This window comes from Sphingopyxis sp. GW821-FHT12F08, assembly GCF_058806755.1.
Map to the genome: position 1 here is coordinate 893,951 of NZ_JBXAQA010000001.1, position 20,613 is coordinate 914,563.

The 20,613-nt window shown below is 68.3% G+C and carries 18 protein-coding genes and 1 tRNA gene; 12 read left to right on the top strand and 7 right to left on the bottom strand.

Annotated features, from left to right (window positions below):
• The first annotated feature begins 90 nt into the window (after positions 1-90).
• The 4 genes from AC1RNQ_RS04330 (at position 91) to AC1RNQ_RS04345 (ending at position 6,467) form a co-directional block, all read left to right on the top strand.
• Positions 91-723 carry a response regulator transcription factor gene (locus AC1RNQ_RS04330; protein WP_493169215.1) on the top strand — a complete coding sequence of 211 codons (633 nt, stop codon included), beginning with the start codon at positions 91-93 and terminating at the stop codon, positions 721-723.
• Positions 724-839: 116 nt separating this feature from the next.
• Positions 840-1,562, top strand: coding sequence for a response regulator transcription factor (locus AC1RNQ_RS04335; RefSeq protein WP_493169216.1), 723 nt, complete (start codon positions 840-842; stop codon positions 1,560-1,562).
• Positions 1,563-1,678: 116 nt separating this feature from the next.
• Positions 1,679-3,313 (top strand): PAS domain-containing sensor histidine kinase, encoded by a 1,635-nt coding sequence (locus tag AC1RNQ_RS04340; RefSeq protein WP_493169217.1) that lies wholly within the window; start codon positions 1,679-1,681, stop codon positions 3,311-3,313.
• Positions 3,314-3,401: 88 nt separating this feature from the next.
• Positions 3,402-6,467, top strand: a complete 3,066-nt coding sequence (locus AC1RNQ_RS04345) for a sensor histidine kinase (protein ID WP_493169218.1) — start codon at positions 3,402-3,404, stop codon at positions 6,465-6,467.
• A gap of 66 nt (positions 6,468-6,533) precedes the next feature.
• On the opposite strand, the gene AC1RNQ_RS04350 is transcribed toward AC1RNQ_RS04345, so the two are convergent.
• The 3 genes from AC1RNQ_RS04350 to AC1RNQ_RS04360 form a co-directional block, all read right to left on the bottom strand.
• Positions 6,534-7,451: an MBL fold metallo-hydrolase gene (locus tag AC1RNQ_RS04350; protein ID WP_493169220.1), complete on the bottom strand. Its 918-nt coding sequence runs from the start codon at positions 7,449-7,451 to the stop codon at positions 6,534-6,536.
• Positions 7,452-7,498: 47 nt separating this feature from the next.
• Positions 7,499-7,900, bottom strand: coding sequence for an NERD domain-containing protein (locus tag AC1RNQ_RS04355; protein ID WP_493169398.1), 402 nt, complete (start codon positions 7,898-7,900; stop codon positions 7,499-7,501).
• A gap of 238 nt (positions 7,901-8,138) precedes the next feature.
• Positions 8,139-8,215 (bottom strand) — tRNA-Arg (locus AC1RNQ_RS04360).
• Between the two features lie 124 nt (positions 8,216-8,339).
• Between AC1RNQ_RS04360 and AC1RNQ_RS04365 the strand changes: the two genes are divergently transcribed.
• The gene (locus tag AC1RNQ_RS04365; protein WP_493169399.1) at positions 8,340-9,386 is read left to right on the top strand and encodes a YeiH family protein; all 1,047 of its coding nucleotides are present in this window, start codon (positions 8,340-8,342) and stop codon (positions 9,384-9,386) included.
• Between the two features lie 52 nt (positions 9,387-9,438).
• Here the strand turns inward: AC1RNQ_RS04365 and AC1RNQ_RS04370 are convergent, their stop codons facing one another.
• Positions 9,439-10,212: a zinc-ribbon domain-containing protein gene (locus AC1RNQ_RS04370; protein ID WP_493169222.1), complete on the bottom strand. Its 774-nt coding sequence runs from the start codon at positions 10,210-10,212 to the stop codon at positions 9,439-9,441.
• A 165-nt stretch (positions 10,213-10,377) separates the two neighbouring features.
• On the opposite strand from AC1RNQ_RS04370, the gene ftsE reads away from it, so the two are divergent.
• The 4 genes from ftsE to AC1RNQ_RS04390 are packed head-to-tail and all read left to right on the top strand — an operon-like array spanning position 10,378 to position 13,288.
• A complete protein-coding gene (gene ftsE / locus AC1RNQ_RS04375; protein ID WP_493169223.1) occupies positions 10,378-11,109 on the top strand; it encodes a cell division ATP-binding protein FtsE in 732 nt (243 codons plus the stop codon).
• 15 nt (positions 11,110-11,124) lie between these two features.
• A complete protein-coding gene (locus AC1RNQ_RS04380; protein ID WP_493169225.1) occupies positions 11,125-12,030 on the top strand; it encodes a cell division protein FtsX in 906 nt (301 codons plus the stop codon).
• Positions 12,027-12,557 carry a YdcF family protein gene (locus tag AC1RNQ_RS04385; RefSeq protein WP_493169227.1) on the top strand — a complete coding sequence of 177 codons (531 nt, stop codon included), beginning with the start codon at positions 12,027-12,029 and terminating at the stop codon, positions 12,555-12,557. The genes AC1RNQ_RS04380 and AC1RNQ_RS04385 overlap by 4 nt, the downstream gene beginning before the upstream one ends.
• Entirely contained in the window at positions 12,557-13,288 is a 732-nt protein-coding gene (locus AC1RNQ_RS04390) for a lysophospholipid acyltransferase family protein (RefSeq protein WP_493169229.1), read from the top strand. Before AC1RNQ_RS04385 ends, AC1RNQ_RS04390 begins: the two co-directional genes overlap by 1 nt.
• Before the next feature lie 25 nt (positions 13,289-13,313).
• Here AC1RNQ_RS04390 and AC1RNQ_RS04395 read toward each other — a convergent pair whose 3' ends face one another.
• Positions 13,314-14,228, bottom strand: a complete 915-nt coding sequence (locus AC1RNQ_RS04395; protein WP_493169230.1) for a prephenate/arogenate dehydrogenase family protein — start codon at positions 14,226-14,228, stop codon at positions 13,314-13,316.
• Positions 14,228-15,343 (bottom strand): histidinol-phosphate transaminase, encoded by a 1,116-nt coding sequence (gene hisC / locus AC1RNQ_RS04400; protein WP_493169232.1) that lies wholly within the window; start codon positions 15,341-15,343, stop codon positions 14,228-14,230. Before hisC ends, AC1RNQ_RS04395 begins: the two co-directional genes overlap by 1 nt.
• A gap of 291 nt (positions 15,344-15,634) precedes the next feature.
• Here hisC and metX point away from each other — a divergent pair, with 291 nt between their 5' ends.
• Positions 15,635-16,756, top strand: a complete 1,122-nt coding sequence (gene metX, locus AC1RNQ_RS04405; RefSeq protein ID WP_493169234.1) for a homoserine O-acetyltransferase MetX — start codon at positions 15,635-15,637, stop codon at positions 16,754-16,756.
• Positions 16,756-17,340 carry a methionine biosynthesis protein MetW gene (gene metW, locus AC1RNQ_RS04410; protein WP_493169235.1) on the top strand — a complete coding sequence of 195 codons (585 nt, stop codon included), beginning with the start codon at positions 16,756-16,758 and terminating at the stop codon, positions 17,338-17,340. The genes metX and metW overlap by 1 nt, the downstream gene beginning before the upstream one ends.
• Positions 17,341-17,367: 27 nt before the next feature.
• On the opposite strand, the gene AC1RNQ_RS04415 is transcribed toward metW, so the two are convergent.
• The gene (locus tag AC1RNQ_RS04415; protein ID WP_493169400.1) at positions 17,368-18,009 is read right to left on the bottom strand and encodes a TetR/AcrR family transcriptional regulator; all 642 of its coding nucleotides are present in this window, start codon (positions 18,007-18,009) and stop codon (positions 17,368-17,370) included.
• A 217-nt stretch (positions 18,010-18,226) separates the two neighbouring features.
• Here AC1RNQ_RS04415 and AC1RNQ_RS04420 point away from each other — a divergent pair, with 217 nt between their 5' ends.
• Positions 18,227-20,572: a TonB-dependent receptor gene (locus AC1RNQ_RS04420; protein ID WP_493169236.1), complete on the top strand. Its 2,346-nt coding sequence runs from the start codon at positions 18,227-18,229 to the stop codon at positions 20,570-20,572.
• The last annotated feature ends 41 nt before the right edge of the window (positions 20,573-20,613 follow it).

Sequence of the window (20,613 nt, forward strand, 5' to 3'; positions counted from 1 at the left end):
CAGACCCGAGCGCTGGCAAAACGCCTGTACCAACGGCGACGCCACGCGGAAGGACTGTCCGCCGCGGCGCCGAGCGGCTAAGGCAGCGGCATGAGCGAGGGCAAGTCTCCGGTCCGGATTTTGGTGGTCGACGACCATCCCGTGCTGCGCGCCGGGGTAATCGCGATGCTGGCCAACCACTCCGATATGGCCGTGGTCGGCGAAGCGGGCGACGGCGCCGAGGCGCTCGACCGCTTTCGCGCGCTCCGCCCCGACGTCGTCGTCATGGACCTGCAGATGCCCGGCACCAACGGCGTCGACGCGACGCTGGCGATCCGCGCCGAAGCGCCGTCGGCGAAGATCCTGGTCCTCACCACCTTCGCCGGCGACACGCAGGCGGTGCGTGCGCTGCGCGCCGGGGCGAGCGGCTATCTGCTCAAGAACAGCGTCCGGACGCAGATCGTCGACGCGATCCGCAACGTTCATGCGGGCAAGCGCCATATCGACCCCGCGGTCGCCGAGCAGATCGCGCTCTACGTCGCGGACGAGCCGCTGACCGACCGCGAGCTGGCGGTGCTCGAATGCGTCGCCGCGGGCCAGTCGAACCGCGACGTCGCGAGCGAACTCGGGCTCGCCGAGGAAACGGTGAAGAGCCACCTCAAGAATATCTTCCAGAAGCTGGACGTCACCGACCGCATCCGCGCGGTCACCGTCGCGGCGCAGCGCGGCATCCTGAAACCCTAAAGTAGGGCGGGTGGTAGCGCCGTCTCCCCCATCCGGGGTTGGCCGCCGCGCCGCGGCTTTCCTACCTTCGGCGGGCGCGCCCATGTGGGCGCCGAGGCTTTTTGGGGAAAGCTGGGATGGACAGCGACGAGCCGCTGATCGTGATCGTCGACGACGATGCCGCCATACGCGACGCGCTCGCGAGCCTGCTGGCGTCGGTCGGGCTCGAATCGGTCGGCTTCGGCTCGGCGCGCGAGGCGGCCGAAGCAGTGCTGCCCGACCGACCCGGCTGCTTCATCCTCGACATCCGCATGCCCGGCGGCAGCGGGCTCGAGTTCCAGCGCCAGATCGTCGAGCGGCCTGAACGCAGCAAGCCGATCGTCTTCCTGACCGCGCATGGCGACATCCCGATGTCGGTGCAGGCGATGAAGGCGGGCGCGGTCGATTTCCTGACCAAGCCCTTTCGCGACCAGACTTTGCTCGACGCGGTCGCCGAGGGCATCCGCCGCGACCGCGAACACAAGCAGTCGGCCCGCATCCTGAACGCCCATCTCGACAAATTCGCCGCGCTGACCCCGCGCGAGCGCGAGGTGATGCGCCTCGTCGCGCTCGGTCGGCTCAACAAGCAGATCGCGCACGAGATGGGGATCAGCGAGGTGACGGTGAAACTGCACCGCAGCAAGGTGATGCGCAAGATGGGGCTCGCCTCGGCCGGCGAGCTGGTGCGCTCGTGGGAAGCGATGGCGCCGCACCTGCCCACCGCCGCCGAGCTGCCGGTACCGGCCGCCGGCGCCCCCGCGATTCGCCCGCACATCGCGCGACCGCTTCCCGGCCTGCAGTACCAGCCGGGCGCCTACTGAGCCGCCCCTTCCCGACCGGAAGAGGGGGCGCCAGCCCCCTCTTCCGGGGGTCGCGCTCCTCCACCCGCGCCAGCAAAGAGGCGCGGGGTTCTGATGGGAGTCGGACAAGAAAACCAATGACGCGGTCGGCGAACGGAAAAGCAAATGGCCATGCGCCGGCAGACGCGGCGATCGAACCCGGGCACCCCGGCGAGCCACCCCTCGACGGCTTGTTCGACCAGGCGAGCCAGAGCATTATCGCCTATGACGAAGACGGCGCCGTACGCCAGTGGAACCCGGCGTCGACCGAACTCTATGGCTGGCCGGCCGCGACGACCGTGGGGCGATGCCTCGACCCGCTCGCGCCCGCCCACTGGTTCCCGCTGGCCGAGGTCGCCGACGCCGCCGAATGGCACGGGGTCGTCACGCGCCGCCGGATGAGCGGCGCACCGATCGATGTTCCGCTGCGCATCGTCCGTCAGCGCGGCCCCGACGCGGCACCCGGTTTCATCGAGTTCGGGCCGGTGCCGGCCCACGGCGACACCGGCGCCCGGCCGGGCACGGGCCCCGAGGATATGGGTGCCGACGCCGAAGGCGGCTTCCGGCGGCTGCTCGAGCATATGCCGATCCCGCTGTGGCAGATCGACGCGCGCAGCCCCGGCCGGATGTTCGACGCGCTGCGCGCCGAGGGGGTCACCGATGTCGCGCGGCATCTGGCGCGCCATCCCGAGCTGGTCGAATTCGCGTGCGACACGGTGATCGTCACCGACGTCAACCATGCCGCGGTGCGCCTGCTTGGTGGCGGCGAGGCGCAGTTCCGCAATCCGGTGCGCTATATCTTCGAAGCCACGCCCGACGCCGCGACGCGCGTGATGGCCGCGCATTTCGAGGGCAAGCGCAACCATATCGAGGAAATCCGGATCAACGGCTTCGACGGCCGGACCCTCGACGTGCTGCTGCTCGTCACCTTTCCCCAGCCCCCCGACGATCCCGCCACCACCTTCCTCGCGATGATCGACATCACCGACCAGCTGCGCGCCGAGGCCGAGCTCCGCCGGCTCCAGGCCGATTTCGCGCATGCCGCGCGCGTCTCGACCTTGGGCGAGCTGGTCGCCTCGATCGCGCACGAGGTGAAACAGCCGCTGACCGCGATCATCACCAATGCCGCGGCGAGCCGGCGCTGGCTGTCGCGCGACGGATCGCTCGACCGCGTCGCCGACCGCATCGACCGGATCGCCGAAAGCGCCGAACATGCGAATGCGGTCATCCAGCGCATCCAGCGCATGGCGGCGCATCGCCCGCCGCTGTGGGCCGACCTCGACCTGAATGCCGCGGTGCGCGAGGTGCTGCGCTTCGTCGGTCACGAGGCATTGGAGAAAAGGATCGCGCTGTCGCTCGACCTCGACCCGGCGCTGCCGCCGGTGCGCGGCGACCGCGTGCAATTGCACCAGGTGCTGATGAACCTGCTGATCAACAGCGTCCAGGCGATCGAGGCGGCCGAAAGCGACCAGCGCGCGGTGGTCGTGCGCAGCCGGCACGCCGCGGGCTGGGTGCGGATCGCCGTCGCCGACACCGGAACCGGCATCCTGGCCCAAGACGCCGACCGGATCTTCACCAGCTTCTTTACCACCAAGGAGGGCGGCATGGGGATCGGCCTCAGCATCTGCCAGTCGATCGTCGACGCGCATGGCGGCCATATCGAGGTGATCGATCGCGCCGGCCCGGGCGCCGAGATCAGCTTCCGCCTCCCCGTCGCCGCGCCCGACGCATAGCGGCGCCGAACCAGCTGCCACCGGTTCCCTTTTGCGCTTCGTCCCCGCCCGCTCCGGCGCTAATCTGTGCGCGACTGGAGGGGTGTCGGTGCGGCGATGGTTCGCGATCCTGTTGTTCGTCCTGCTCGCCGCGATCCCGTGCGCGGCGCCGGCGGCGTTCGAGCGCTCGGTCTATCAATATCACCATCGCCACTGGAGCGAGGAAAGTGATGCACCGCGACCGGTCTTCGCGGTCGCGCAGGATCGTCGCGGCTATATATGGATCGCCGCCGCCACGGGGCTCTTCCGCTTCGACGGGATCGGCTTCGAGGAGATCAGCAAGGGCTTCGACCTCGTCACCCATGGCCCGCCGTCGGCGATCCTCGTGCGGCGGAACGGCGATATCTGGACCAGCTTCGAACGCTCGGGGCGCTTCGCCGTCTATCGCGGCGGCCGGCTGCAATTCCTGCGCGCGCCGCGCTCGCCCGACCGCGTCGCCGACATGCAGGAGGCGGCCGACGGCACGGTCTGGGTGCTGACCGAGCGGATCGGGCTGCCGCTGATGCGCTATCGCGCGGGGCGATGGACAAGCTACGGCCGCGAGACGGGCGCAGCGATCGACAACCCCTTCAGCATGGTGGTGACCAAGGACGGCGGTGTCTGGCTCTCCTACACCGCAGCGGTCCAGCGCCTCGCGCCGGGCAGCGAGCGTTTCGAGACCATCCAGTTCAGGCGGCGCATGCTCGGCCGCCTGTCGGTCGATCCCGAGGAGCGGATATGGCTGACCGAGGCGCGGGGCAGCTATCCGCTCAGCGGCGCGGGCGGGCGCGGCGAGCCGCCGACGCTGCGCCACGCTTACAACACCGACGCCGCCGAAATCCGCGGCCGGCCGCTGTTCGACCGCGAAGGCAATTTGTGGATCGCGACCTATTATGACGGGCTCCAGCGCGTCGCGCGGCCCGACCCACGCGGCGCCGCGAACGGCGCCGAAGCGAGCCGGCAAGTCGAGCATTTCACCGCGCGCGACGGCCTGTCGTCGAACGCGATGATGGCGGCGTTCCAGGACCGCGAAGGCAATATCTGGGTCGGGACCGAAAAGGGCATCGACCGCTTCTGGCCCGCGACGCTGCGCTTCGAACCGCAGCTGACCGACCCCGCCGCCTTCGGCGACCTCTTGCTCCAGGCATCGGACGGCGCGGTCTATATCGGGCAGGCGTCGACCGTCTGGCGCGTCGCGCCCGGGGGGCATCCCACACCCATCTTCCGCACCGCGGGCGAACCGGCGACGCTGTGCGAGGCGCCGGGCGGCGCGATCTGGATCGGCGACGGCAAGAGAATCGCCATCTGGCGCGACGGGCGCACCCGCTGGCTGCCCACCGAAGTGCCGCTGACCTCGACCCTCTACGACTGCGCCTTCGACGCGAAGGGCAACTATTGGGTCACCGCTTCGTTCGGCGGCATGGCGCGGCTCGGTGCAGGACGTTGGGACCATCCCATGGGACCGGCCAGCCGCTACTTTATCCCGAAATCGATGGTCGCCGACCGGACCGGGCGCATCCTCGTCCAGTGGAACAATCGCATGCTGGCCCGGATCGACGGCGCGACGGCGGACAAGACGCCTATTCCCTGGAACGGCTACGAACCCGACGATGCCGCCCTTTATCCCGCGCCAGGCGGCAGCCTGCTCGTCGCCGGCCGCTTCGGGATCGCACGCTTTCAGGGCGGACATTTCCAGAGCATCTCGGCGCGCCGCATGCCGCTGTTCAGCGGGGTGAACGGCATGGTCCAGACCCCCGCGGGCGACATCTGGCTCGCCGGACCGGGCGGGATATCGCAGATGCCCGCCGCCGATCTGCATGCCGCCTTTGCCGACCCCGCGCGGCGCCTTCGCCCCCGCGTCTTCGGTTCGCTCGACGGCCTCCGCAGCCTGCCGCACGACCATAGCCGGCGGGCGATCGTGCGCGGCGGCGACGGCCGGCTCTGGATCGCCACCCAGACCGGCACGCTATGGCTCGATCCCGCCAGTATCGCCCGCAGCCGCGAACCGCCGACCGTGTCGATCAGCGCGCTATCGGCCGATCGCATCTACCGCGACCCGGGCCAGCTGACTCTCCCGGCGGGCACCTCGGACATCGAGATCGATTTCGCCATCCTCAGCTTCTCCAACCCGCGGGCGACGCAGGTCCGCTATCGCGTCGAAGGACAGGACATGGGCTGGGTCGACGCGGCAACGCGGCGACAGGCCTTCTATACCAATCTGTCGCCGGGCACCTATCGCTTCCAGGTGATCGCTGCGAACGACGATGGCGTCTGGAACAACGCAGGCGCCGCCGTCGAATTCACGATTCCGCCGACCTTCGTCCAGTCGCGCTGGTTCCTGCTGCTTTGCGCCGCGCTGGTCCTGCTGCTGCTCTGGATCGTCACGCGGTGGCGCTACGCCGCCGCGATGCGCCGCCTGCACGCACGGCTCGAGGAGCGCGTGAACGAGCGCGAGCGTATCTCGCGCGATCTGCACGATACGCTGCTGCAGGGCATTCAGGGACTGGTGCTGCAGTTTCAGGCGGCGGTCGACCGGATGACCGAGGCAAAGCCGGAGCGAGCGTCGCTGCAGAAGGCGCTCGACCTCGCCGACGCGGTGATCGCGGACGGCCGCGACCGGGTGCAGGCGCTACGCGGCCCCGGCGATGCGTCGGACCTGGAAAGCATCCTGCGCGACCTGATCGCAGCGCGCGCCTTCGATCCGCCGGTGCAGGTGCGGATCGAAAGCAGTGGCCAGGCCCGGCCGGTCGATCCGTTGATCGCATCGGAAATCGCGCTGATCGGCGGCGAAGCGCTTTTCAACATCGCGCATCACGCGCGGGCCGCCAAGGTCGATGTCGCGATCCATTTCGGCCATGATGCGCTAGAGATCCGTTTCGCCGACGACGGCCAGGGCATTCCCGAACCGGTGCTGCGGCAGGGCGGGCGCGAAGGCCATTTCGGACTGACGACGATGCGCGAGCGCGCAGAGCGTGTCGGGGGCAAATTCCTGATCGACAGCACCGCCGGCAAGGGCACCGTGGCGACGGTGCACCTCGCCGCGGGGCTGGCCTATGCGGGGACGCGCGAGGGCAGTGACTGGGCACGTATCAAACGCTACCTGGCGGAGAAATTGAAGCGGTTCCTGCAAACCTGACCACGGATGGGTGTTTGTGAGTCCCGGCCCATAGGTCCACGGCCTTGTTCCCAACGCAAAAGGCGATCAAAAATCCCAGACCGCGGGGACCGCACGAAATGCATCGCCCGCCACCGCTACATGATAGACCGACGGGAACGGAAGGTGCGTCGCTACGAACGGCTCGCGGGTCATCGCGAACTCCCGCAGCAGATTGATGCGGACGCGGGCCGATTCCTCGGGGTCGTGCTCGAAGCCGTTGAACCAGTCCGGTTGATCGAATCCGACCTGGAATATGGCGTCGCCGACGAAGGTGAGCCGCTCACCGCCGGACGAGACCCGGACCATAGAATGTCCGGGGGTGTGGCCGCCGGTGCGCTGCGCGACGACGCCGGGCGCCACTTCATGGACTTCCTCGAAGGTCTGCACCTGGCTGCCATATTGGCTCATGAACCGCTTGGCCGCGGCCCGAAGCGCGTCGGGGAAACCGTCAGGCATGGCGGTGCGGGAGAAATCGGGCGCCTCCCAGAACGCGACCTCGGCCGCCGCAACATGAATGCGCAGGTCCGGACGCATCCGGTCGCGCATCCCGTCGACGATCAGTCCGCCGATATGGTCCATGTGCATGTGGGTCAGCACCACGTCGGTAATCGACGCGAGGTCGATCCCGGCCGCCTCCAGCCGCTGCGCCAGTCGCCCGGCCTTGGACAGGGCGAGGTTCGGATCGAAGCCCAGCCCGGAGTCGACGAGGATGGTCTGGTCGCCGCTGCGCACGACAAGGACGTTCAGCGGCCACTCGGCGACATCGTGGGGCAGGAACTGCTCGTCCAGCCAGTCTTCGAGCACGCCGCGCTCGACATTGTGCGCCAGAACCTCGGCCGGGATCGGCAGAATGCCGTCGCTGATCACCAGCACCTCGATGTCGCCGACCTGTACGGCGTAACGCGACGGAACGAGCTCATCGAGGCCCGATCTGTCGGCATGCAAGACGGTATTCACGGTCATGTCGGTCTCCTTTTGCTCCGCCTGGGGCGAGACCCTGGATCGCGCGTTTACCCGGCTGCCGCTATCGTGCGGGAAGACAGGTCATGCTGCCTGATAGGCAGATCGGCCTGTACTTTGAGATAGGTTGGTGTGGCCGGCGCAGCGATATGCGCCGCGTACTCATTGGTCTTTTTCTCGATCAAGAACTTCTCGTGCAGCGCAGCAATAACGGTGTGGGCACAGCCTCGCACCGCTACGAGCTGGTCCGGAAGTCGATCGAGCTTGTCCTTGGCTGACTTGATCTCGACCGCGATGATCTCAGCGGGCGCGACGGCGAGTAGGTCGATCCGGTTGCCATAGCTGCTGGCGTTGACGTCGTGCATGATGCGGGCCTCGGGACGCGGCTTCCGCAGCCGTTCGACAACGGCGACCCGAACCTCGGCCTCGGCGGGGCTTCGACAGGCAGGCATCACCGCCCCACCCCCGCTTCCACCTTCTCCGATCAGCCCGGTAAGAAGGCTCAGCCACAAGGGAGTAGGCCAGCAGCAGAGGGAGCGAGAGGATGGGGCGGAGGAGGCGGAACAGTCGGCGAACGAGTTGTACGGGAATTGTACGGAGGCCCCGCGCGAATCGCGATTTGTTCCTGCAAGTTTCTGCAGGGGGACGATGAAGGGCTGCGCTGATAACCGCAGGGATCCTGCGAAAAAATGGCGCACCCGAAGGGATTCGAACCCCTGGCCTCTGCCTTCGGAGGGCAGCGCTCTATCCAGCTGAGCTACGGGTGCCGGTAGAGCGCGGCCTCTAGCAAGAGCTTGGGCCGCCAGCAATGGCCTATCGACGCTGCATCGCGGATGTGCGAAGCGAGCCCGCAGGGGAGCGCAGGTGAAGGCATCCGACTACGACTGGCCGATGGCCGCCGACCTTTATGGCGAGATGCAGCTCGAGGCGCATCCGCCGGCGCGGCACCAGTGGCGCGACTTCGTGCCGGGCATCCTCGTCACCGCGATCGCGGCGCTCGCCGCCGCCTGGCTCGCCGACCATTATGCCGCGCCGATCGTCCTGATGGGGCTGCTGATCGGGCTGGCGCTGAGCTTCCTGTCGCAGGACAGGCGCACTCACGCCGGGCTCGACCTGATGTCGCAGACCGCGCTGCGATTCGGCATCGTGCTCGTCGGCGCGCGGATCACCGCCGACCAGCTCGTCGACCTTGGGCCCCTGCCCTTCGCGCTGCTCGTGCTGATCATGGTCGCGGTCATCGCGATCACCGTCTGGACCGCGCGGCTGTTCCGGCAGGACCGCCACGCCGCTTTGCTCGCGGGCGGCGCGACCGCGATCTGCGGCGCGTCCGCGGCGCTCGCGCTCTATTCGCTGATCGGCGACAAGCGCGTCGACCAGGCGCGCTTCACGCTGACTTTGGTGGGGATCACCGTCGCCAGCGCACTCGCGATGACGCTCTATCCCGTGCTCGCCGCGCAGCTCGGCCTGTCCGACGCGCAGGCGGGTTTCCTGATCGGCGCGTCGATCCACGACGTCGCGCAGGCGATCGGCGGCGGCTTTTCCTTCTCGGCGCCCGCGGGCGAGGTCGCGACGATCGTCAAGCTGACGCGCGTCGCGCTGCTCGCGCCGATGCTGATGCTCGTCGGGCTGTGGCTCGCGCGGAGCGACGGCGCCAAAGAGGGGGGCGCCGCGCGCACGCGCATCCCGCTCCGCCTCCCCTGGTTCATCCTCGGCTTCCTCGCCATCGCCGTGCTCAATTCGCTCGTCGCGATCCCGCAGCCCGTCACCGACGGCGCCGCGACCGCCGCGCAGGCGCTGCTGCTGCTCGCGATCGTCGCGACTGCGATGAAGGCGCGGCTGCACCTGCTGCTCGACCAGGGCTGGCGCAGCTTTGCGCCGATCATCGTCGCGACGCTGACGAGCTTCCTGCTGTCGCTCGGGGCGGCGCTGTTGCTGTGACGCCGTGGCGTCACGTCAAACCATTGAATTATGACCGTAGCCCTGAGCCTGGTCAGCCCTTCGGTAGCGCCCAGCTCACCGTCAGCTGCGTCGCACGGCGCGGGATGTCGAGCTTGGCCTCGCTGAAATTGACCTTCTCGTTGGGCGGCAGCATCCGCACCGGCGGCTTGATCGTCCAGCTATAGACGATCGTCCCCTGCGCATCGCGCAGCTCGGCGAGGATCGGCGGGACGCGCTGTTCGCGGTCGGTCGGGTTGATGATCACCCCCGATGCGGCGAAATAGATGGTGCCGTCGGCGAGCTCGCGATGATCCTGGTTCGGCGGCAGCTCGATCACCAGATCGGGTTCGTCGCTCATCCCCGGAATGCCCAGCCCCTGCGCCCAGCCGGGCAGCCCGAACCAGTAGAGACCCGCAGTCGCCGCGATCATCAGCGCGGCGGCGCCCCCCGCGATCAGCGTCCAGCGCTTCGCCGGGTTGCGTCGTGGGCGGCGGAAGGGCAGCGGCGCCTCGCTGTCGGTGACCGTCACTTGTCGCTCGACCGGCGGCGCGGCAAAGGCGGCGGCGGGCGGCGTTTCGGCGGCTTCGCGCGGGGCCGGTGCTTCGACCGGCGACGCGGATGCCCGGACTTCAGGAGCGGCCGCCACGGGCTGTTCGACCGGCGCGGGAGCGGGTACTGGTGCGGCAACCGGCGGCGCCGCGCCGCTCGCGGGCTCCTGGAACCAGCTGTGGCGGCAATTGGCGCAGCGCACCGTGCGGCCGTTGGCGCCGATCGCCGTATCGGGAACGACGTAGCGCGTATGGCAGGCTGGACAGGCGAGGATCATGAATCCCTCTAAACACGCCGATTCGCGGCATGCAAGCGCCGCGTCGCTTGGCGTGCCCTACTCGGCGCTTGTCCTTGTGGGAAAGCCATGTAACAGGCGGCCTATGGGCGTCGACGCTGCATCCTTGCCAAGCGCGGAACGCGGGTGCCGCCCCGGTGTGACGCCATGACCGAGGCCGGTCCGGGCCGCACCGGCGGGGCGATGGTCGAGTTCGACCGGGTCGGGCTGCGCTACGGCCCCGACGCCGAGGTGCTCGCCGACATCAGCTTCAATTTGCAGCCCGGCAGCTTCTATTTCCTCACCGGCCCGTCGGGTGCGGGCAAGACCTCGCTGCTCAAGATGCTCTATCTCGCCCAGCGCCCCAGCCGCGGGCTGGTGCGGCTGTTCGGCGAGGATCTGGTGCATATGCCGCGCCACCGCCTGCCCGGCTTTCGTCGCCGCATCGGCGTGGTGTTCCAGGATTTCCGCCTGATCCCGCATTTGAGCGCGCGCGATAATATCGCGCTGCCGCTGCGCATCGCGGGGGTGAGTGAGGAGGATCTGTCGGGTCCGGTCGGCGAGATGCTGAGCTGGATCGGGCTGGCCGAGCGCGCGCATGCCTTTCCCCCGACGCTGTCGGGCGGCGAGCAACAGCGCGTCGCGATCGCGCGCGCGGTGATCGCGCGCCCGCAACTGCTCGTCGCAGACGAACCGACGGGCAACGTCGACCCCGAAATGGCGATGCGGCTGCTGGGGCTGTTCGAGGCGCTCAACCGGCTCGGCACCACCGTCGTGGTCGCGACGCACGACATCCACCTGATCAGCCGCATCGACAATGCGCAGATGATGCGGCTCGAAAAGGGCCGCCTCGCCGATCCCACCGGCGCGCTGCGCTATCCGCCGGCGAACCGGGTCTAGGCTGGGCTTGGTGTCATGATCATCCCGCGCGTCCCCGTCCAGCACCGCCGCCTGCTGCCCGACCGCCGCCTGTCGGGGCCGACGCCGTGGGTCATCGCGATCCTGATGATGCTCACCCTGCTCGCCGCCGCCGCGGGCGTGGGCCTCGCGCGCGCCGCGAACAATATCGGCGATGCCATCGCCGGGCGGGTGACGGTGCAGATCGTCACCGCCAATCCGGTGACGCGCGCCGAGCAGGCCGCCGACCTCCGCCGCCGCGCCAGCGCCGCGCCCTTCGTCCGCGACGCGCGCCAGGTCGGACAGGAGGAATTGCTCGCGACGCTCGGCCAGTGGCTCGGCAGCGCGGGCGGCGACGACCCGGTGCTCCGCTCGCTGCCCCTCCCCGCGCTCGTCGACGTCGATTTCGTCGGCGGCGACCGCGCGGGCCAGCTGGCGCAGCTCCGCGCGCTCGTCGCCGAGGCCGCTCCCGGCGCGCGCGTCATCCCGCACGCCGAATGGCTAGGACCCGTCGCGCGGCTGATCCGCAGCCTCGCCTGGGTCGCCGCGGGCCTCGTCCTCCTGATGACGCTCGCCAGCGGCGCGGTGGTGATCATGACCGCGCGCGCCGCGCTCGGCACCCATTATGCGACAATCGAGATGCTCCATCTGATCGGCGCGACCGACCGCCAGATCACGCGGCTGTTCCAGCGCCGCATCGCGATCGACACCGCTTACGGCATCGCGCTCGGCACCGTCGTCGCCGCGGCGATCATGTTGCTGATCGGCTGGCAATGGTCGGGGGTGACCTCGGGGCTCGCCGCGACCGCCTCGCTCGGCCCCATGGGCTGGGCGCTCTTGCTGGCGCTGCCGCTATTGGCTATCGCGCTCGCAGCCCTGACCGCGCGGTTGACCCTGCTCTCCGCGCTCAAGAAGATTTTATGATCAAGCGCCTGCTCTCCCTCCTCTTCCTGGCCTGGGTGCTCGGCTTCGCCTGGTTCGCGCTGCTGCCGCCGTTGCCGGCGGGCGCGCAAAAGACCGACGCGATCGTCGTGCTCACCGGCGGTCCCGGCCGCATCGACCGCGCGCTCGAACGGCTCGAAGCCGGCGATGCCAAGCGCCTCCTGATCAGCGGCGTCGCGCGCGAGGTGAAGCCGCGCGAGCTCGCGGCCGAGTACAAGCGCCCCGAGGAATTGTTCGATTGCTGCATCGCGCTGGGCTTCGAGGCCGAGGATACGCGCTCGAACGCGACCGAGGTCGCGACCTGGGTTGCGCGGCGCAACTACAAGAGCGTGCGGCTGATCACCACCGACTGGCACATGCGCCGCGCCGAATATGAGCTCGCGCGCGCGGTCGGAAACGAAGTGACGATCGTCCCCGACGCGGTGCACAGCGAACCGAGCTTCGCGACGCTGTTTCGCGAATATCATAAATATCTGGCGGGGCTGGCGGGCGGCCTGCTGGGGCTCTGATGCGCTACACCATCGCCCTTGTCCGCTCGATCCTGTTCTGGCTGCTCTTCTTCCTGATCAGCAGCTTCAGCTCGATCGGCGCGGTGATCTCGCTGCCGATCTCGCACAAGGCGACGATCTGGTTCGTGCGCGTCTGGGCCAAGGGGCACCGCCTCTTCGCCCGTTTCGTGCTCGGCCACCGGATCGTGGTCGAGGGCGAAATGCCCGACATCCCCGTGCTCTATGTCTTCAAGCACGAAGGCGCGTTCGAGACGATCGAGCAGCCCGGGCTGTTCAAACACCCCGCGGTCTTCGCCAAGGAAGAATTATTCTCGATCCCCGTCTGGGGCAAGGCGGCGCAATTTTACGGCCTGATCCCCGTCGATCGCGACGGCGGCGGCAAGGCGATGCGCGCGATGCTGGGTGCCGCCAAGGCCGCGCTCGCCGCGGGGCGCCCGCTGGTGCTGTTCGCCGAGGGCACCCGCGTCCCGCACGGCGAGGCGCCGCCGCTGCGCCCCGGTTTCGCGGGCATGTACCGCCTGCTCGGCATCGACGTGATCCCCGTCGCGGTGAACAGCGGCCACGCTTATCCGCCGCGCCGCTGGGTCAAATGGCCGGGCACGATCACCTACAGGATCGGCGAGACGATCCCCGCGGGCCTGCCGCGCGAGGAAGCCGAGGAGCGCGTCTGGCGCGCGATCAACGCGCTGAACCCGCCCGAGGCGTTGCTGGAAGGCTATAAAGCCCCCTGAATTCGTGAACGGTTGGGTGTCGGACCTAATGTTTCCGCCCGAAATCGGGCGCGGCATCGTCCTGCCCCTGCTCGATGATCGACCGCCTTATCGCCCGCGTGCGGGTGAACCAGTCCTCGAGCTTCGCCCCGTCGCCGCGGCGGATCGCCTGTTGCAGCGCGGTCAGATCTTCGTTGAAGCGCTGCAGCGTCGCGAGCACCGCATCCTTGTTCGCGAGGAACACGTCGCGCCACATCACCGGGTCGCTCGCCGCGATGCGGGTGAAGTCGCGGAAGCCGCCCGCCGAATATTTGATCACCTCGCTCTCGGTGACCTCCTCCAATTCACTCGCGGTGCCGACGATCGTATAAGCAATAAGGTGCGGCAAATGGCTCGTCACCGCGAGCACCATATCGTGATGCGCGGCGTCCATGACGTCGACCCGCGCGCCCAGCGCCTCCCAGAATGCGGTGAGGGCGGCCACCGCATCTTCGGGCGCCCCCGCACCCGGCGTAACGATGCACCAGCGCCCGTCGAACAGGCTCGCGAAACCGGCGGCCGGCCCGCTGTTCTCGGTTCCCGCTACCGGATGCGCCGGAATGACGGCATGATCGGGCAGCGCCTTCGCCAGCGCCTCGGCGACGCTCGTCTTCGACGATCCGACGTCCGAAATGATCGCTTCGGCCTTCAGCCCCGGCGCGATCGCCGCCGCCGCATCGGCCATGCGCCCGACGGGCACCGCCAATATCACCAGATCGGCGTCGGCGACGGCTTCGGCAGGATCGTCGACGATCGCATTGCCCAGCCCCAGCGCACGCGCTTCGCCCCGCACGTCGGCGCTGGCGTCATGCCCCGCCACCGTCACATCCGGCAATCGCTCGGCGATCGCGCGCGCGATCGACGAGCCGATCAGCCCCAGCCCGATAATCGCGACCTTCTCGACGCCTGCCGTCACTGGCATCAGCCTTCGACCGCAGCCCGGATCGCCGCCGCGAGCCCGCGCGTCTCGTCCGCGGTGCCGATCGTCATGCGCAGCGCATTGGGAAGGCCCTGCCCCGGCAACCAGCGAACGATATAGCCCGCGTCCATCAGCCGGTTGTAGACGGTCTCGGCGCTCACCGCGCCTTCGAACAGGACGAGCAGGAAATTGCACGCCGACGGCACAACGCGCAGGCCGTGGTTACCGAGGCTCTCGATCTCGCCCGCCAGCCAGGCGCGCCATTCGGCATTGTGCGCGCGGCTGTTCGCCACGAACGCTTCGTCGCCGAGCGCCGCGACCGCCGCCGCCTGCCCTGCGCGGGTGACGTTGAACGGCAGGCGGATGCGGTGCAGCGCCGAAATTACCTCGGCACTGGCATAGCCCCAGCCGATCCGTTCGGCGGCGAGGCCGTGGATCTTCGAGAAGGTGCGCGTGACGAAGACGTTCGGCTGGGTCTTCGCGAGTTCGAGCCCGCCGTCGTCCTCGGCCTCGGACAGATATTCCGAATAGGCCTGATCGATCACGAACAGCACATCCCTGGGCAGCCCGGCGTAGAGCCGCGCGACTTCCTCGCGCGTCGCGAGCGTGCCCGTCGGGTTGTTCGGATTGGCGAGATAGACGACGCGCGTGCGCGTCGTCACCGCCGCGAGCAGCGCATCGACGTCGGTCGCATAATCCTTGTCGTCGGCCTCGACCGGCACCGCGCCGACACGCCGCGCCGCGATTTCGTAGACCGCGAAGCCGTAGCGCACATAGAGGATCTCGTCGCCCGCGCCGGCATAGGTGCCCGCGGCGAGGTGGAGCAGTTCGTCCGACCCGTTGCCGCAGATCACCCGCGCCGGATCGAGTCCGAACTTCGCCGCGATCGTCTCCCGCAGCGCGTTCGCGCCGGGATCGGGGTAGCGCGACAGCGCATCGGCCGCGCCCTGCGCCTCGGCGAACGCCGCGCGCGCCTTTTCCCCGGTACCGAGCGGATTTTCATTCGCACTCAATTTGATCAGCGGCTGGCCGTCGGCGCCCGCCGATTTGCCGGGAACATAGGGAGCGATGCCGCTGATCCACGGCTTGGGCGTGAGGGTCGGGGTCGTGTCGGTCATGCCGCGGCGTTTAGCGGCTGCGGCGTGCGAGTCCAGTTGTTGATTTTGCGCGCAGAGACGCAGAGATCGCAGAGAAAAAGGTTCACGCGGAGACGCGGAGGCGCGGAGAAGGATATTGGCGGCTTTGCCGCCTATTCATTCCCAATCTCTGCGTCCCCTGCGCCTCTGCGCGAAACTCTTCTCCACCAAAGCCAGCGTCCCGAAACCCTCCGCGTCTCCGCGTCTCCGCGTGAACCTCCGATATCACCCACGTTGACAGCCCGCACAGCGCCGCTTAGCCCCGCGCGCATCATGGCGAGCGCGCTCCATCAGATTATCCACCAGAGCGTGACGATTCCGACGCCGCTGCCGCTCGACAGCGGCCAGTCGCTGCCGTCGGTGACGATCGCCTGGCAAAGCTATGGCGCGCTCGACGCCGACAAGTCGAACGCGGTCCTGCTCTGCCACGCGCTGACCGGCGACCAATATGTCGCGAGCGACCATCCCGCGACGGGCAAGCCCGGCTGGTGGGCGCGCATGGTTGGCCCCGGCAAGCCGATCGACACCGACCGCTTCCATATCATCTGCGCCAATGTGCTCGGCAGCTGCATGGGATCGAGCGGCCCCGCGACCCCCGACGCGGTCACCGGCGCGCCGCTCGGCATGGCCTTCCCGGTGATCACCGTCGGCGACATGGTGCGCGCGCAGGCGATGCTGCTCGATCATCTCGGCATCGCGCGGCTGCACGCGGTGGTCGGCGGATCAATGGGCGGGATGCAGGCGCTCGCCTGGGCGGCGCATTATCCCGAACGGCTGGGCTCGGCGCTGGTGATCGCCAGCGCGGCGCGCCATTCGGCGCAGAATATCGCGTTCCACGAGGTCGGGCGCCAGGCGATCATGGCCGACCCCGACTGGCAGGACGGCCAATATTATGGCAGCGCGCGCGCGCCCACCAAGGGCCTCGCGGTCGCGCGCATGGCGGCGCACATCACCTATCTCTCCGAAGCCGGCCTCACCGAGAAATTCGGCCGCCGGCTGCAGGCGCGCGACATCAAGAGCTTCGGCTTCGACGCCGATTTCCAGATCGAATCCTATCTCCGGCACCAAGGGCTGGCCTTCACCGACCGTTTCGACGCCAACGCCTATCTCTACATCACCCGCGCGATGGACTATTTCGACCTCGCCGATCCCTATGACGGCCGCCTCGCAGGCGCGTTCGCCAAGGCGAAGGACGTGCGCTTCACCCTCGTCAGCTTCGACACCGACTGGCTCTATCCCACCGCCGAATCGCGCCGCATCGTCCAGGCGCTGCAGAGCGTCGGCGCCGCCGCGAGCTTCGTCGAGCTGTCGGCGCCCTATGGGCATGACTCGTTCCTGCTCGACGTGCCTGCGCTCGACCGGCTCGTCGCGGGCGCGCTGGGGAGCGGCTTCTGATGGCGCTGCGCCCCGACCTCGCGATCATCGCCGACGCCGTGCCGTCATCGGCGCGCGTGCTCGACGTCGGCTGCGGCGACGGCGAGCTGATGGAAGCACTGCGCGCCAAGGGCGTCGACGCGCGCGGGCTCGAGATCGACCCCGCGAACGTCACCGCGGCGATCGCGCGCGGCCAGTCGGTGGTGCAGGGCGACGCGAACCGCGACCTCGCCGACTATCCCGAGGACGCCTTCGACTATGCGATCCTCTCGCAGACGCTGCAGACGACCGAGCGCCCCGACCTGGTCGTCGACGAGCTGCTGCGCATCGCACCGCGCGCCTTCGTCAGCTTCCCCAATTTCGCGCATTGGCGCGTGCGCCTGGCCTTGCTGTGGACCGGGCGCATGCCGGTGACGCGGTTGCTGCCCGTCGCCTGGTACGAGACGCCGAACATCCACCATGTGACGGTCAGCGACTTTCGCGACCTGATCGGCGCCAAGGGCATCGCGGTCGAGGCGGCCTGGTATCTGTCGGGCGACAAGCCGACGAGCGACGCCGCCGCGAGCTGGCGCGCCGAACATGCGATCTTTTTGATTGCACGATAGGCCGTCGCCCCCGCGAGGGCGACGATATCAATCCTTCCGCGCCAGCCCGTTCGCCAACAGATCGTTCGCGACGCGTGCGATTTCCGCAATGTCGGCGCCCTCGTCCCACAGGCCATAGCGCATGCCGAGGAACACGTTCATCCCGCCGATCGCCCAGGCGTGGATTTCGCCGACGTCGGCGCGGAGCTCGCCGCGCGCGGCCCCCGCTTCCAGGCGCTGGCGGACGCGCGCCACGGTGGTTTCATAGTGGCGGCGATAGCTGGCGTAGTCGACGAATTCGGCCTCGTCGATGATCCGGTATATTTCCTTATGCTCGCGCACGAAGCCGAGAAAGGATTCAAGCCCGATGCGTTCGGCGGCGATCCCGTCGGGCGCGGCCTGGACGAGCGGCGTCACATGGTCGCGCAGTTGCTCGCTCATATAGCGGACGAGCGCCTGAAAGATTTCGTCCTTCGAATCGAAATAGGTGTAGAAACTGCCGAGCGCGGTCCCGGCGCGGCGCGTGATCGCGCTGATCGATGCTTCGTGGAAACCGCGTTCGCCGAACTCGACCGCCGCCGCATCGAGCAGCTTGCGCAGCGTCCGCCGTCCCCGCTCGGTCCGCGGCACCTTGTCGGGATTGCCCGCCTCGCCACCCTTGCCGGGCGCGGAAACTCGCGGCTGGTCCATCATCTGCTTTCCGTCCTCCCCCGCGCCGTCCGTTCCGTCGCTCGAACGGCGCGGCCAGCGTGGCATTTTCGCATCACCCGCCGTCAAAAGACAGCCGATAAATTTTCCAAGTTGAAACTTGGTTCATGTTTCATTATTGGGTGAGGCGCGGCTTGGCAAGACCAGGCCCAAGAAAATCGAGAGGTGGCGATTGGCCGCCGCGACTGGGAGAGACATCATGCGCCACACCGCCCGCGCCTCGCGCGCCGCCTGCCTTGCCACGAGCGCGCTGTCGCTGCTCGCCTTCACCCCCGCCGCCTTCGCGCAGGAGGAAGGTGCGGGCACCGACGACGGCGACGAGATCGTCGTCACCGCGCGCCGCCGCGACGAGCGGCTGATCGACGTGCCGATCGCGGTCACCGCCTATTCGGGCGAAGCGCTCGAAAAGGCCGGCGCGATCGACATCACCGAAATCGGCCAGACCACCCCGAACACCACGCTCGAAGTGTCGCGCGGTTCGAACTCGACGCTGACCGCCTTCATCCGCGGCGTCGGCCAGCAGGATCCGGTGTCGGGTTTCGAACAGGGCGTCGGCCTCTATCTCGACGACGTCTATCTCAACCGCCCGCAGGCCGCGGTGCTCGACATCTATGACGTCGAACGCATCGAAATCCTGCGCGGGCCGCAGGGCACGCTCTATGGCCGCAACACCATCGGCGGCGCGGTCAAATATGTGACGAAGCAACTGCCGCAGGATTTCTCGCTCAAGATCAAGGGCAGCTACGGCACCTATGACCAGGCCGATCTGATCGTCAGCGCGAGCGCGCCGATCGGCGACCTGCTCCGCGTCGGCGGCTCGGTCGCGCGGCTGTCGCGCGGCGGTTTTGGCGACAATCTCACCACCGGCCTCGAAAATTACAACAAGGACGTCTGGGCGGCGCGCGGCACCGTCGAGCTCGGCGGTTATGGCGAGCCGGTGCTGATCCGCATCTCGGGCGATTACAGCAAGGACAAGAGCGATCCGCGCGGCGGCCACCGCCTGATTCCCGGGCTACTTTCGGGCGCGCCCGTCCTCGACAGCGTCTATGACAGCCGCGGCGCCCTCGTCGATCCGAAGCAGGAGATCGAAGCCTATGGCCTCGCGATGAACGTCACCGTCGACCTCAGCGACGCGGTGACGCTGCGCTCGATCAGCGCCTGGCGCAAGGACAAGTCGGCGACCCCGATCGATTTCGACGCGCTACCCGCCGTCGACGTCGATGTCCCCGGCTTTTATTTCAACGAACAGATCAGCCAGGAATTCCAGCTGCTCTACGAGGGCGACCGGCTGAAGGGCCTGCTCGGCTTCTATTATCTCGACGCGACCGCCGACACTTTGTTCGACGTGCGCATCTTCAACAATCTCGCTGGCCTGACCGCCTTTACCGAGGCGGATGTCGACACCACGACCCTCGCGGTGTTCGGCGACGCGACCTATGATTTCACCGACCAGCTCAGCCTGTCGGTCGGCGGCCGCTACACCTGGGACAAGCGCGAGGCGTCGATCCTGCGCCAGAATTATCTTGGCGGCGGGTCGCCGGTGTTCGGCGGCGCGGGTGTGCCCTTCGGCGCCCCCGGCACCGATTTCGAAGGCAGCCGCAAGTTCAACAAATTCACCCCGCGCGCATCGCTGACCTTCAAGCCGACCCCCGACCACACGATTTACGCCAGCTATTCGCAGGGCTTCAAGGGCGGCGGCTTCGACCCGCGCGGCGTCGGCGCCAACGCGCCCGACCTCGACGGCAACGGCGTCCGCAGCGATGCCGAGATCGCCGCCTTCCTCAGCTTCCGTCCCGAACAGGTCGAAAGCTATGAACTGGGGTATAAGGGCAGCCTGTTCGACGGCGCGGTCAACGTCGCACTCGCCGGCTTCTATGCCGATTATACCGACGTCCAGATCCCCGGCTCGGTCGCCTGCACCGTCGGCGGCCTCCCCAGCTTCTGCGGCATCGTGTCGAACGCCGGCAAGGCGACCTTCAAGGGCCTCGAATTCGAAGGACGCGCGCGGCTCGGCGAGGATCTCGCAGCATCAGGCGACCGGCTGACGTTGTCGACCGCGCTCGGTTACATCGACGCGCAATACAAGCGATTCGTCTCCAACATCGGCGGCGCGCCCACCGATGTCGCCGATTTCCGCAAGGTGCAGAACACGCCGAAATGGACCGCGAGCGGCACGCTCGCCTACGCCACCCCGATCGGCGACGGCGACCTCAGCTTCGGCACGACGCTGTCGTACCGCAGCAAGACCAACCAGTTCGAAATCCCCAACCCCTATATCGACCAGAAGGGCTTCGCGCTGTGGGACGCCAGCCTCGTCTACACCGCGCCCGAGGGCCGCTGGAGCCTCGGCCTGTTCGGCAAGAATCTGACGAACAAGCATTACAAGACGTCGGGCTATACCTTCATCAACGTCAATCCGGTCACCGGCGTGCCGGTCATCGGCGCCAATGGTCTGCCGACCTCGGCGCTCGGCCGCGAAGGCACGCTGACCGCCTTCTACGGCAATCCGCGCCAGGTCTTCGTCACCGGCACGGTCAAATTCTGACCGCAGCTATCACTCCAAAAAAAGGGGGAGATGGGCGCCCG